Origin of the sequence: Paenibacillus sp. 7541, assembly GCF_002276395.1 — a bacterium.
GTDB lineage: Bacteria > Bacillota > Bacilli > Paenibacillales > Paenibacillaceae > Paenibacillus_AQ > Paenibacillus_AQ campinasensis.
In genome coordinates, this window is the sequence record NZ_NQLZ01000001.1 from 106,402 (window position 1) to 120,470 (window position 14,069).

At 51.6% G+C, this 14,069-nt stretch carries 8 protein-coding genes and 1 pseudogene; 2 read left to right on the forward strand and 7 right to left on the reverse strand.

The window, feature by feature from the left end; genetic code table 11:
• Positions 1-118: 118 nt before the first annotated feature.
• The 5 genes and pseudogenes from CHH75_RS00570 to CHH75_RS00590 all read right to left on the reverse strand — a co-directional run bounded on the left by CHH75_RS00570 (position 119) and on the right by CHH75_RS00590 (position 9,292).
• Complete coding sequence (locus tag CHH75_RS00570) at positions 119-5,152, reverse strand: invasin domain 3-containing protein (RefSeq protein WP_369680136.1); 5,034 nt, start codon at positions 5,150-5,152, stop codon at positions 119-121.
• A 217-nt stretch (positions 5,153-5,369) separates the two neighbouring features.
• Positions 5,370-7,964: a winged helix-turn-helix domain-containing protein gene (locus tag CHH75_RS00575; RefSeq protein WP_095397165.1), complete on the reverse strand. Its 2,595-nt coding sequence runs from the start codon at positions 7,962-7,964 to the stop codon at positions 5,370-5,372.
• Between the two features lie 107 nt (positions 7,965-8,071).
• On the reverse strand, positions 8,072-8,281 hold the full coding sequence (locus CHH75_RS00580) for a hypothetical protein (RefSeq protein ID WP_095397166.1): 210 nt from the start codon (positions 8,279-8,281) through the stop codon (positions 8,072-8,074).
• A gap of 87 nt (positions 8,282-8,368) precedes the next feature.
• Positions 8,369-8,770 (reverse strand): annotated as a pseudogene (locus CHH75_RS00585) (phage tail protein); the annotation flags it as partial.
• Positions 8,771-8,812: 42 nt separating this feature from the next.
• Positions 8,813-9,292, reverse strand: a complete 480-nt coding sequence (locus CHH75_RS00590; RefSeq protein WP_095397168.1) for a GyrI-like domain-containing protein — start codon at positions 9,290-9,292, stop codon at positions 8,813-8,815.
• A gap of 109 nt (positions 9,293-9,401) precedes the next feature.
• Here CHH75_RS00590 and CHH75_RS00595 point away from each other — a divergent pair, with 109 nt between their 5' ends.
• Positions 9,402-10,352, forward strand: a complete 951-nt coding sequence (locus CHH75_RS00595) for a helix-turn-helix transcriptional regulator (protein WP_095397169.1) — start codon at positions 9,402-9,404, stop codon at positions 10,350-10,352.
• 213 nt (positions 10,353-10,565) lie between these two features.
• Positions 10,566-11,702, forward strand: a complete 1,137-nt coding sequence (locus CHH75_RS00600) for a zinc-dependent alcohol dehydrogenase (RefSeq protein ID WP_095397170.1) — start codon at positions 10,566-10,568, stop codon at positions 11,700-11,702.
• A 191-nt stretch (positions 11,703-11,893) separates the two neighbouring features.
• On the opposite strand, the gene CHH75_RS00605 is transcribed toward CHH75_RS00600, so the two are convergent.
• Positions 11,894-12,715 carry a tyrosine-protein phosphatase gene (locus tag CHH75_RS00605; RefSeq protein ID WP_176475410.1) on the reverse strand — a complete coding sequence of 274 codons (822 nt, stop codon included), beginning with the start codon at positions 12,713-12,715 and terminating at the stop codon, positions 11,894-11,896.
• A gap of 49 nt (positions 12,716-12,764) precedes the next feature.
• Positions 12,765-14,030: an ABC transporter substrate-binding protein gene (locus tag CHH75_RS00610; RefSeq protein ID WP_176475411.1), complete on the reverse strand. Its 1,266-nt coding sequence runs from the start codon at positions 14,028-14,030 to the stop codon at positions 12,765-12,767.
• Positions 14,031-14,069 lie beyond the last annotated feature (39 nt).

Genomic DNA, 14,069 nt, shown 5'->3' on the forward strand with positions numbered 1-14,069 from the left:
TTATAGTAACCCTTTCATTTTAATAAAATCTGGATTTGCGCGAATCTATCTTTAGTTAACATTCCTGTTCTCTTGGCGTAAAAAAATCAGCAGGCATGCATGCCTGCTGATGTATAAACTATTGATCTGTCTCCATGACACCCGTGACTCGCGCCAGCAAGACAGCTAGCTCCGCCCGCGTCGCATAACGCGCAGGCTCCAGCTTGTTATCCGGTGTTCCGGCCAGGAGGCCCGCATTTCTAAGCTGGTCGATTGCACGCTCGGCCCAGGCCGCGGTCGATGACTGATCCGCATAAGGGTTATGCATCTCCTTCTCGTTCGCTTCATAACCCGCAGACTGGAGTGCGCGAGCCAACATCACGAACAGCTCCTGACGTGTGACATGAGCATCTGGACGAAATGTCCCGTCCGCGTAGCCTTGAATCCAGCCGGCCTCATAAGCGGAGTGCACCTGCTTGGAATACCATTGACTAGCTACGTCGCTGAATGGCTCAGAGGTTCCCTTCTCCGTCCAGCCAAACATTCTCACCAACATGCTGGCTAGCTCCGCCCGAGTGACTGGACGGGCTGGTTCATACTTGCCTTGACCGGTACCCTGTACAATAAGCCTGCTCGCCAGCTGTTCTGCCGCGCCTTCGGCCCAATGTCCGCGCATATCCGCAAAAGACGGGGTCATCTCCAGCAATGCATATAATGGAACGGTCCTTAGAGTAAGCTCCTCTGAACCAGGCTCGAAGAGATGTGTAAATGCATAAATGAACTCATCGGTTGCCTCGTTCACCGTAGCGACTGTCACCTGGTGATTGGAGCCACTGATCCCGCTTGGTCGAAACTGTACGAGTGCCTGGACTGGGACAAGCTGCTCGGTGTTCCCCCCTTTGCCCACGGTTGCCATCGACAGAGAGAAAGCTCTCCCTTGTAAGGTCGCACCCAGCCTGAAAGCCATGCTCTCCACCTTGGATTGATCCTTGTCGCTCGCTGCCCGAATGGATAAGATAATCTCGTCCGAAGAGCCTGACAATGTATCCCCTATTTCTGCAATCGGCAGCACCATCGTTCCGAGCGGTGTGTTCCATGTCACAACCATGGCATCGTCGATCTTCCGGAGTTGATCCAGGGTGGTTCGCTTCATGTGCAGCGTCCACTCCCGCTCCCCTTCCGTCGTGTCAATGACAATTTCCCCCGACTTGAGGTCCGTCGCGTTCAGTCGAATAAGCTGGCGTTCATTTCCATCCAGCTGCAGCTCAAACATCAGGGCAGGTTCCGGAGCCGGTATTGGAGCCGCCGGGAGAGACGCAGGAGAATCATTTCTAGGTGCCGGCGGTGGTATAGGAGATGGCGAAGGCAATATCTCCACTTCAGCCACAGTCTGCAGGCCTTCAAAGCTTATGATGATCTCCGTGCTTCCAGGTTTAAGCCCAAGCAAACGTCCTGACACGTCAATGGCAGCAAGGCTATTATCCTTCAGGACATAGTCGGCTTCCAGGCTTACGTCCCTCTTCGTTCCGTCGGAATACTCGGCAAATACCGCAATCTGTGCATGCTCCCCTTCTTTTACCGTGTACCGCAAAGGATCTAGCACCAGGTTGGTTGGCACTGCAAACACCGTGACGGGGGCATAAGCTGCAATCGGGCCGGACTCGGCCTGATAAACCGCCTGAATCACCGTCGTCCCGGTTTGAAGGCCTGTGATATACCAGTAACCGTCATCTCTTCGGGCAACTTGGATCATACCATGATCATAGTGGAAATCAGACTCGGCGGTTCGGTCCCATGCTGAATCGCCGTAGGTTACCTCCACAACGGTTCGCACGGATTCTCCAATCTGCACACGATAGGCCGATGGCATCAACCATATACCGTCGCTGAAGGCCACTTGAACGCTTCCTGGTATGGCCTCGCCGTCAATCCAGGCTTGAATATCCGCGATTCCTGTTTCAGTAGAGCGCAGCTCGGCCGTATAAAGGCCCGGGCTCGCATAGGTTACTCCGGTCACCGTTCCTAGCGAGGATATAAATTGAACGGTCCCGCTTGCAGGATTTCCGAATGCATCGCTCACATGAAGTGTAAGGAGCGCATGGGAAGACCCGTTAGCAGGCAGCGCTGTCTGGTCAACCAGCAGCCTCGATGCATTCACGTCCGGCTGACCCGGCAACCATTCTACATACGCTTTGGCAGAGACAGGAGAACCGTCAATCCGGGCAGTAACTGTTGCCAGACCTGTCTGGGTTGACGTTAATCGGGCGGTAAATCGGCCCTCTCCTTCATAGACCGGGGCAGATAGGCTGCCTAAAGAGCTGTTAAGCTCAACTGCAGGCAATGCTTGTTCGTCGACAATTGGATTGCCTGAGTCGTCCTTTAGCTGCAGTGTAATCTGTGCCGTCTCCGTGCCATTTGCAGTTAATCGTTCCCGATCGCTAACGATAGTGGAAGCTGCGAGCGAAGCTTTACCCGGAATGAATTCAACCTCTGCTTCGGCAGCCAGCTTGGTATCGTTAATCGTTGCAGTAATGGTAGCCTTGCCCGCTTGGCGCGAGCGAATCTGCGACGTATATCGTCCATGACCTGTATAGACAGGCTCGGTAAGAGTCCCGAGGGTGGAGGCCAACTGGATCCTTCCGCTATCGGTTGTCAATTCATTACCGAACGCATCCTTTAGCTGTATCGTCACTTCTGCAATTCCGTCATCCGTAGATACCATACTACGATCGACCGACAATGTAGACGTACTTGCTGCAGGAGGCCCCGGGAGCAGCTGAACCTGTACAGTGCTCAGGAGGGGTAATCCATTCATACTGCCGGTTATTTCTGCGATACCAACCTTGGTACCCGCAGTCAGAACAGCTGTATATGTACCATCCTGATGATCCTGCACCGGGCTGAGCACCCCAGCCGTTGTGTTCAGCACGACATAGCTCCCTCCGGAGTCCAGAAGATTATGAAACGCATCCTTCATCTGCAAGTGGATGATTGTTGAGTCGCTGCCGTCCGCTGTGATTTCTCCCAGCTCTGCGGTCAGTTCTGAAGTTTGGCTCGAGGCCCTGCCAGGTACGAATACAACCTGAGCGGAATCATTCAGAGGCATCCCATTCACTTCAGCACGAACCGTTGACGTCCCGGCCGTCGTGCTTGCATTAAGCATGCTGGTATAGGTTCCATTGCCGTGATCCCTAACAGCCCCTAAGGTTCCGCTGGAAGCATAAAGCTGGACCGTATCGCCGCCCGTCTCCAGCGGATTGCCATAGGCATCTTTCAAATGGACGGTAACCATCGTGCTTCCCATACCAACAACAATATTGCCGGCGCCAGTCTCGATCCTTGACATGTCTGCCGAAGCAGACCCAGCCACGTATTGAACCGTCGCCGTTTGACGGATCGCAGCACCGTTTACGGAAGCTGTAATCTCAGCCAGGCCTACTGTCGTTGGTGAAGTTAATGTCGCCATGTACGTACCATTTCCGTCGTATTGTACGTTCCCAAGCGCTCCTGCTGTCGTTGCGAGCTGGACTGCGTGTCGTCTATCGTTAACCACGGTGCCGCTGGCATCCTTCAGTTGTACCGTAATCGTGGCTGTGCTTCGTCCATCTGCGGTTATGGAAGAGGGACTAGCCGTCACCGTGGAATGGTCGATGGAAGGCGGCAGCGGTACCATAATGACATTTAAAGCAACCGGTATGGGATATCCGTTTAAGGTTCCTGTAATGACCGCAGTGCCCGCTGTGTTCGATGATGTTAGATCGGCGCTATACCTTCCGTCTCCATGATCGGTTACGGGCCCGATCTCGCCGAGGGAAGTATGAAGCTCGACCGTTCCCTCGCTCCTGCCGATGGACAAGTAGCTGCCATCATAGAGAGATACTGTGATTCTTGCTTTACTGGTGCCGTCTGCATCAAGCAGGCTTGAGCTCGAGTACATTCGTGAGGTAGCCGGGTAGACCTGTACAGGGTTAGTGTAATACTTGTTTACAGAACTAGAGGATATTCCCAGTTCTCCGCTGACGGTCCAGCCATGGCCCCAGAGCGTTCCGTCCTTTTTGACAATAAGGCTGTGAAGGTCTCCGCCTGTAATCCGTTCGCCATCTTCAAGGAAGCGAGTGGCGACAGAATAACCGTTGTTCTGCAACCCCCACCACCAGACGGAACCGTCCTTCTTAATCACCATGCTCAGTCGATCACCGCCGCCCAGCTGCGCGACATCCGTAAGCGGCACCGAACCGGTTTGCAGCACTTGCACCGCCTTGCTGCTCGTTCTCATGCCAGTGCCAACACCTAAGTTGTAATTTTCATTATAGCCCCAGCTCCATACGGTCCCGTCTGCTTTCAAAGCAAGGCCTCCAAGGCGGTGATGAGCAATCTGGATGATGCCAGTCAGGGGTTGATTCGTGACATCGATCACCTGAACGGGATAGATCGAATCGGTATCTGATCCATTACCGAGTCCATTAAAGAAGTTGTTTCCCCATGCCCATACGGTCCCGTCATTCCTCAAAGCCATCGAGTGATATTCACCAGCGGCTACGGCTTTTACATTGGTGAGATAAGAACTGCTGGAAGCTTTGAGCTGCATCGCGCGCTGTACGGTTCCGTTAATCGAGTTATCGGTTAACACACCTCCGGCATTCTCTCCCCAGCCCCATACGGTCCCGTCTTCTTTGAGAGCAAGTGTATGCGCCTTGCCTGTCGCAATGCTTTGCACCTGATGCAATGGCGTACCGTCTGCCTGAGTGACTTGTTCGGCTGCGCTTTTATTATCCGTCGCGCCGTTTCCGAGTCTGCCATAGCTTCCTTGACCCCAGGACCATACCGTCCCGTCATCAAGCAGTGCAACCGAGAAATTGAAACCGCCGGCAACCTGTATGGCGCCGGTTAATGGAGCTCCATCTGATTTCGCGACTTGCACAGGACGAGACGAATTCCGGGTTGTTCCATTCCCCAATTGCCCAAATTCATTATTTCCTAATGCCCATACGTTCCCGTCCCCATCGATAAACATAGAGTGGCCGTTTCCTGCCCCAACGTCTCTTACTGCTGTGGGAAAGCCGGAAGCTGCGAACGCGCCCGGAATCGGGATATGCGTCATTACCAGCAAGAATGCAAGCAAGACAGCGAGTGATTTACGTAGAAACCGCAAATAAAACCTCCCCTTCATCATAATTGCTATGGCTTATAATGAGATTGAAAGGCGTTTCGAACACTTACACCTTCCGATCCTATTCGACATACTATCAAAGAAGCAGCATGCCAACAATTAACTAAAGTTAACTTTCGGATGTAATGTAACCATGACACAACAAAGCCACAGCTCCGGGAAGTTTGGCATCCCTGTGCCGTGGCTTTCATTAATAGAGTCCAGGTTATCTACAATTTCCCTATTTCTGGATAATTGATGCAACTGGAGGGGCTGGCGTAGTGGCGAGGACAGCCTGGGTTCGGCTGCGCACGCCGAGCTTGCTATATATGCGGTTTAAGTATACCTTAACCGTGCCGAGTGTTAATCCCAGCTCATCCGCGATGTCTTGATTCGTGTAACCTAAATGCAGCAGCTTGACAACTTCGGTTTCCTGGGGCGTTAGGGAGTGCCCGGTTACAGTTGGGTTAGGCCCCGAGTTCACAGCTGCTGATTCCGCATCCAGGACGGCCGCCAGCGTACGAGCATAGGTTTTCAGTTCTGGTTGATCATCAAATGCAGAAGCAGCCAGCATCTCCTCCAACAATTCCAGAAGCCATACTCCTTCATCCGCGAAGGTGCGAATATAGCGGAATGGCTGGACACGCGCAAGGGCGTGATATATTCGCTCGAATGCATCCTGCTTCTTCCCTTGAGCCACATCTGCGCAAGCTTGGAGAACCATGATGGATACGGCAATGTTGACCATGCCGGATTCTTCAGCCTGGAGCAACAGTCGTGTCAGCAGGCTGCGGGATTCATCGATCCGCCTTTGGGCAATGAGCAGCCTGACCAGCGTGAGCGTCTCTTGGACTGAGCCAAGATGAACCCGCTGATCAGGGGAAATATTCATGTCCTTCATACGTGCCTCAGCGCGGTCAACAGCGCCCTCCTGGATATCCATATCCGCAAGAGCAGTCCATAACGGTTGGCACCATACCCCCTTGGATGCTCCCTCCAATCGATCAAGGGTCTGTTCAATCGTGGCTCTTGCCCCTGCACGATCTCCTCTGACAAGACTTAGTCTGGCCATCGTCAGCCGTACCGGGACGAACAGCCCCGCAATATTTAAGTAACGGCTTCCGGCCGTTATACGGTCCAGCAGTTCTTTACACTGATCCAGTTCGTTCCATTCATAGTAGCCCTCCGCGAGCGCCTGCAGGACATATTGACACATGAGCGAGTCCCCCCACCCATTCTGTTCCAGAATCGATGTGATTTGCCACCCCAATGCTGAAGTCGTATCAGTCAAAGCCCCTTTCAGGCCAAAGGTTGTATATCTGACGAAAGGTTGATTGTGATTATAATTGAATTCAAAAAATACCGGATCTTGCGGCAGGCGTTGCTGGATGGAGTCCGCAAAACGAAACCAATCCTGGAACTGGCCGGAATGAAACGCATGGTTGGCTTTGACAAAAAACAGCCCGCTTACATTTTCCAACTGCTCTTCATTTGAGGAAGAGTGGTCCAGCTCCGCCTCCATTGCTGCCATCATATCGCGAGCATCGTCAAACTTGCCCATAAATGTACGGACAAAAGCGCAGATCAGTCGCAGCTTGCTTGGCAGCGTGAAAGATTCCGGAAAACGATCAAACCATTCCTGAATGAGCCTGAACTCGCCGCGCATAACCAATTCGTGAAGATGTTGATCCAGTAACCCGGTTGCAAGATCATACGCCTCGGCCTCGAATGCAAGATCAACCGCCTCCTCGTACCATCCGATGCGTGCGTACGCATGGCATGCCTTGCGTTTCAAGATGTTCCACCGCTCGGGGGATTGGTTTCTGAGCATTGCTTCGTAGAAATCGCCAGCCAGATGGTGGTAACGATAATAATCTCCACCGGCAGGAAGCAGGAACAGGTCTCTGCTCTGCAAATCGCTTATTTTCTCTTCGGAGTCCGAAATCCCCGTTACGGCTTCACATAGCGGAGTGTTGAACCGCTTAAGAACCGACGTCTTGAGTACAAAAATCCGGGTTGATTCGTCCAGTCCGCTCCATACCTCACGAAATAAGTAGTTGTCGATATATTTGCCCATATCCTGAGAACGAATCCATTCTGGCCATTGCTCGCTCGGCCGCTGCAGCAGTGTGATCAGTACTAGCTGCAGCCCTGCAGCCCAGCCCTCCGTACGTTCAACGAGGGAAATCACCCACTCCCTGGGCAGAGCTCGACCCAGAACGGATACGCACAGCTCTTCAGCATGATCGGGTGTAAATGCCAGCTGGTGCGATCCAATTCTTTGCATTTTTCCACTGATGTGCCACGTCTGCAGCCCCTTCAGCGGAGGCTCGGTACGTGATGCGATGACAACCTGTATCCTGGGGGGCAGATGGTCCAGCCAATAATTAAGGCTGTCATGAATCTCGCAACGTGTGATCACATGATAGTCATCCAGCGCCACGCTAATCGGACCAGCCACCTCATACAACTCATTAAGGCATTGGTCCAGAAATGGTCGAACCGAATGCTCGGAAAATTCCGCAAGCAAAGACAGCAGCCGATCACTGGCACCTGCGGACAGATGTGGTTGAAGCGTATGTACGAGATATCGCCAAAATCGGTGCAAATCGTTATCATGCTCGTCAAGCGAAACCCAAGATATCCGTTGTTTGCTGCCGTGTACGATTTGCGTCATGGCCGTCGTTTTGCCACTGCCGGCGGGAGCGACAATCAAGGTAATTCCCTGCGTTGCCACTCCCCCAAGTGATGAGTGGAGATGTGATCGATTTATCCAGTGTTTACGGGGGACCGGGATTTCCAGCTTGTATTTCATAATGCCCGTCGTAACTCTCATGGCTTTCGCCTCCGTTTAAGGAACCACCTGCTCGAAAGGATGAGTTCATTGAAGTAAGGGCAACCGCTTCACCCTTCACTTTATTGTTGCGAATGAATGCCGAAGGGTCAAGTGCGATTTTTTCTCCGTTTACTGATCCAATATACGATTACAGAGATGATGATGAGCAGTGCGCCGAGGCCAAATTCAGCTGCTCCTAGAAATCCGGCACCCAGCGCTCCCATGCCTTCGATTTGTCTCGCCTTGAACAGGTGATATCCGCCCATGCCGATGAGCATAAGACCAAAACCTTGCGATACATAAAATGCTAGCTTCATGAAGGTTCCCCTTTAATTCTCGCTTTCATATTCTCCCTTTATGACAAAAAACGAGCCCCGGACGGTTCAGGCTAATTTCGATTTCTACCTTGCAAACTTAAACTTCCCTTCCAGCTCCTGCGGTACCTCCATCCCTTCGGATAGTTTAAAGCCAACCGCCCGTTTCTTAGGATCATCCACCGTATACATCACATTAAGCGCAAGACCATCCTCATAGAGGACGTACGCAAATTTGATATTGTCCACCTGGAAACGCGAGGTTTCCAGAGGAGCAGCCGAGAACACAATCCCCCGCTCTTCCTGTAAAATCCGGTTCACATACGTCAGGGTTTCCTTGCTTTCGCTGGCAGGCACAACGGTAAATTCATGCTTATACTTATTCATGAAATAACGGGCTTCGTTTGCGCGTAAACCGGCAAGCGCCTCGGCTGCCGGGGATGATTCCAAACCAACCGTAGACACGCTTTTAAAATCGACCGTATAAGCCATCCTCATTCCTCCTATACCGTGGCTTCCTTTTTTATTTCCGCTTTATTTCCTCACAACAGGAATCCACATTTCCCCGTAGAACACCTCGTTGTGCTGCCCCATCTCCACCGTTGCGTTAGGTCCGCCAACATAGGCGATATGCTGTGCTTCCGGCAGCGCCTGTCCAAAGGCAATGCCTGTAAGCTTGTTGCTAAGTTCTTCCCCTGTCTGAGCTTCCCCTTTAACGATCAGATATTCTCCCTTAGGGAATTGAATCACCCGGGTTGCTTCCGGCAAGGATGCATCAGTCATGACACCGGCATAATACATCATCTTGTGATTGACGGCCTCGTTCACGGCAAAAATGTAGTCGTTGGCAGCGACACTCTTGAGCTTATCCAGCCTTCCATCCTCCTTAATCGTTTGCCAGAAGTCGGACTTCTCCTTGTTAATGCCGGCATAATCAGTGTAATCGCTTTTCAGCTCCGTTCCGATGCCCAGTACGATAAAGCTGTCTTTTTCCTCGATTGTATAAGTAGCCATTATGAACCCTTCTCTCTTCGTTTATTGATCAAATGCTTGGAGTGTGCATCTGATAGGTTTATAATACCGTTAAATCATGTCAGAAAATGATACTGTTTAGGAGCCTCTCATGAAAAAAGTTGAACGCATTAACACCATCATGCGCTATATCAATAATCGTGCCCGTTTTACGGTTTCCGAAATCATGTGGGAATTCAACATTTCGCGCTCCACCGCAATCCGGGACATCCGAGAAATTGAAGCAATGGGCATGCCGCTGGTCGCGGAAGTTGGGAGGGATGGCGGCTATTTTGTCATGAACAACTCGGTCCTCCCGACCGTCCGTTTCACCGACAATGAGCTCAAGGCGCTGTTTATCGCCTTCATGGCTACAAGAAACCTGCAGCTTCCTTATTTAAAGAGCCGTCATTCTTTGGCTGAGAAATTACTCGGACTGATTTCGCAAAACCAGCAGGACGACCTGGTTCTATTAAATCAGATTCTGATGTTTGAAGGAACCAATCCACATCATCCCGACTTGCTCGACCTGTCAGATCTGCCCCATCCCATGCTGGAGAAGCTCATCAAAATGCTGTTGACAGACCGGCATCTCTTCGTATCGGTTGAAGTCGAGCGCGAAATCAGGTCCTACCCGATCTATGTGCTGCACTTATATCGTGAGAAGAGCGTCTGGCTCATCGAAGCCTTTGACCTGGAGGAAGAACAGCAGCGGATTCTTCCTGTCGATCATCTCACGGAGGTCTCACCGTACCAGGGCAGAAGGAGAATAAGCAAGAAAAAGATAGCGGAGCAATTAAGCCGGCAGGCAGAAACGAGCAACCTGGTTCTGGATCTTGGGCCTAAAGCGATTGCCCAGTTCAAAAAATACCACCCTTTCAAGTTTTCAATTTCGTATACGAATCCATATCAGACCTCGGCCAGCTTGAGCGCGTACATTCATGTCGATGATTCCGAAGCATTGACCGAGATCACCAACTGGCTGTTATTTTTGGGTGATGATGTACAGATACGGCAGATGCCGGAAGAAGTCGCAACCTGCATACGGAAGCGATTAAGCTGATTGTTCCTCGCGGAGAACGTGATGGGGCGGCCTCTCGCCTCTTTTTCATAGACGATCCCGGTCATCCGGTATAGAAATATCGAAGAAATACAGTTGAAACCGATAGATTGTTCTGGATTCTGGTTTATACCATAGTACAGGCAACATGCTCGCAGCTGTTTGATCGTCTCATTCATTACAGACCTAACATTCGAAGCGAGGAGTGATCACACCATGAAAGCACTAACGTATCAAGGGAAGCGTAACGTCAAGGTCAAGGACGTGCCGGATGCAAGACTGGAGACGAAGGATGATATTCTGGTCCGAGTCACCTCTACCGCGATTTGCGGCTCGGATTTGCATCTGTTTAACGGGGAAATTCCGAGGATGCGCGACGATTACATTATTGGCCACGAACCGATGGGGATAGTTGAGGATGTAGGTCCAGCTGTCACCAAAGTCAAGAAAGGAGACCGGGTCATCATCCCGTTCAATGTTGCGTGCGGTCAGTGCTTCTTCTGTCAAAACCACATGGAGAGCCAGTGTGACCATGCCAACGAAACGAAGGATACAGGCGGGTATCTCGGTTATTCGGATTCCTACGGCGGGTTTGCAGGCGGCCAGGCCGAGCTGCTGCGTGTGCCATACGGCAACTTCATGCCGTTTAAGGTGCCGGAGGATGCGGAAATGGAAGACGAGAAACTACTGTTCCTGTCGGATATCGTCCCGACCGCGTGGTGGGGCGTGGAGAGTGCCGGCGTCCAAAAAGGAGATACCGTCATTGTGCTCGGCTGCGGCCCGGTCGGCCTGCTCACCCAGAAATTCGCCTGGATGAAAGGCGCATCCCGGGTCATTGCAGTGGATCACATCCCCTACCGCCTGCAGCACGCCGAGCGGACGAACAAGGTTGAGGTGTTCAACTTTGAGGAAAGGGACAACTTCGAAGGCTATATGAAAGAGATCACCCGCGGCGGTGCGGATGTGGTGATCGACTGTGTGGGGCTTGATGCCAAGAAGAACCTGCTGGAAAAGGTAGGGACCGCATTGATGCTGCAGGGCGGATCCTTGGGCGCCTTTGAAATTGCATCCAAGGTGGTCAGAAAGTTTGGCACCATTCAGCTCGTGGGCGTGTACGGTTTAAGGTACAACATGTTTCCGCTGGGACATCTGTTTGAACGGAACATCACGCTGAAGATGGGCCAGGCGCCTGTCATCCATTACATGCCGGAGCTCTACCAGATGATGAAGGAAGGCAAGTTTGATCCCACTGACATCATTACGCATCGTCTTCCGCTTGAACAGGCCGAGCACGGATATGATATTTTTGATAACAAAAAAGAGAACTGCATCAAAGTCATATTGAAGCCTTAAGCGAAAACGCCGTTCGAAGGCCAGGAGTCACTGCGAAGTGGCTCCTGGTTTTTTCATCTGCTCATGAGCTGGTGTTTCTTCTGGTGACCATCAGAAGCAAGCCATAGCCGTACGTAGTTCAGGATCACAACATCACAACGCCATCAAGGCTCCCCTTCGCATGGAAGAGAAGCCTTGGCTCGCATTATTCGTTAAGCTTCCAAATAGATTTGCTGAATGATGTCTCGCTGCTCTGGTGTAATTCCTAACTCTTGCAGAAAAAATCCGGCCTCTCCGCCTTCATAGCTGTCGATCGTCTGAAATACGGCATCGATATAAGAGGCCTTGGCTCCCATAAGCACCTCTATATTCCGGAGCTCCTTATCCGCTGCGCCGTTTTCTCTTAGCTGACTCAGTAAATCCATCTTCATATCGAGCAGCAGCGTTTCCGAAGCGATATAGTCAGCTACGATCAGCTCCCGAGGAACTTCCAATGCCAGGAGGATCAAGGCTGCACCGATGCCTGCCCGGTCTTTGCCCACCTTGCAGTGCTGGAGCAGTCCCGGACGCTCTTCATCCTGCAAAAGCTCAAACAATCGTCTGTAAGACGGATTATTGACTGGCAGCAGGCCGTAGAAGCCGGCGAAGATACATTCGTCAAACGGGTCAGGCAGCTGAAGCGAGGCTTCCCCGTTCGTTTGGAAGGCCACCTTTTTGGCTGCCCTGGAATCGGCAGGCAATCGCTCATACTTGATCCCCTCGAATGGGGGATTCGGGCGAAGCTCAGCCTCCCAATCGTCTCTATAATCCAAAATCGTATGAATCTGCAGCGATCGGAATAAGGTCCGGTCTTGATCCGTCAATCCAAACAGCTCGCCTGAGCGATAGATGAGGCCTTTTTTGACTTTCCTTCCGTCAGTAGTCGGGTATCCGCCCAGATCTCGAAAATTATGCACACCTTCAAAAGGAAGCGCATTTTTCAGCGGCATCGATTGATAAGGATTGCTGTTATGACTAGAATTCGGGTTAATCACTATTGACCTCCGTCTGTGTTGTCTTTGGTAGAAGTATAGGGGCTCGTCGTTATGGGTTGAACAGCGGTGATACAGCCTCCTGGATTTGGCGAATCGCAGTCTCTTCGTCAATGCTTCCATCCAGAACGTTTAATTCCACTTGTTGTGTAATCTCCCGCGAGACTTGCGACCAATTGACATAAATATCGGTGTCATTCGCATACGGCAATTGATCGACCGCTACTTTGTATAGCGGATTTTCCAGATAGAGCGCCTGCATTTCCTCGCTTTCAACCGCCGAGAAACGCGTCGGAACATATCCGGAGGATTTACTGATGAACACATTTTGTTCTGTTGACGTGACCCACTGAACGAAGTCCATCATCGCATCTTTCTTATCCTGGCTGCTGTTGGCCATCATGGCGATGTCCGCGCCTCCTGTAGGAACGACCAGATGCCCGTTATCCGATGGCATGAAGGCTGTCCCGAACTCGAAGGCATCCCCCACATTATTCATAACAATCGTTAATCCACCCGTGCTTAATGAAACCATGGATACCCGGCCGGACACAAAATCCCGGAGGGTGGTTACATCCGCTTCCGCTGGCGGCGGTGCTTTCATCGTTCCGGCTTTCAGCATGCTGTTCCACAGCGATAAAGCTTGTACACCCGCCCCGTCGGCAAATCCGATATCTGTCGCCTCTTCATTGACCAAACGACCGCCGTAAGTCATAACCAGATGCGAGAAATTCCATATGCCGGTCGGTGACTCATACCCTACCCGCTCCCCGGGGATGGTCAACCGTTCAGCGTATTCCTTCAGCTCTTCCAGTGTTGCTGGCGGCGATTCAGGATCAAGGCCGACTTCTTTAAAATGCTCTTTGTTGTAGTACAGAATCGGCATGCTTCTTCCCGCAGGAATCGAGACAAGCGCGCCATCATAGGTCGTGCTCGATAATAACCCTGGAATAAAATCGCTCATATCGACGTCGTATTGATTCAAATCCTCCAGAGCTCCGGCTCTGGCAAAATTAATGATCGTCGATCGTTCCAGTATGGCCGCCTCTGGTTGATTTCCCGCTGCTATAGCGGTCTGCAGCTTGCTTGATAAGTCGCCATAACTTCCCTGGAACGTGGCGGTCACCTCGACCTGATCTTGAGATGCGTTGTAGTTTTCAATTAATTGATCCATAATTTCTTGACTGGAGCCGCCCCAGGCATGCCACAGGTTCACTTGCACCTTCTCCTGTTTCGGGGCTTCGGTGCTGGTTTCCGGTGCCGGATTGGAACCGGTGGACGTCTGCTGACCGCCGCCGCATGCGGTTAACACGGTCATGCTAAGTAACGTTAAACATAATCCTGTCATTAACTTTTT

Coding starts and splice junctions, on each gene's coding strand:
- CHH75_RS00570 (WP_369680136.1), bottom strand. CDS start 5,152: ATGATGAAGGGGAGGTTTTATTTGCGGTTTCTACGTAAATCACTCGCT.
- CHH75_RS00575 (WP_095397165.1), bottom strand. CDS start 7,964: ATGAGAGTTACGACGGGCATTATGAAATACAAGCTGGAAATCCCGGTC.
- CHH75_RS00580 (WP_095397166.1), bottom strand. CDS start 8,281: ATGAAGCTAGCATTTTATGTATCGCAAGGTTTTGGTCTTATGCTCATC.
- CHH75_RS00590 (WP_095397168.1), bottom strand. CDS start 9,292: ATGGCTACTTATACAATCGAGGAAAAAGACAGCTTTATCGTACTGGGC.
- CHH75_RS00595 (WP_095397169.1), top strand. CDS start 9,402: ATGAAAAAAGTTGAACGCATTAACACCATCATGCGCTATATCAATAAT.
- CHH75_RS00600 (WP_095397170.1), top strand. CDS start 10,566: ATGAAAGCACTAACGTATCAAGGGAAGCGTAACGTCAAGGTCAAGGAC.
- CHH75_RS00610 (WP_176475411.1), bottom strand. CDS start 14,030: ATGACCGTGTTAACCGCATGCGGCGGCGGTCAGCAGACGTCCACCGGT.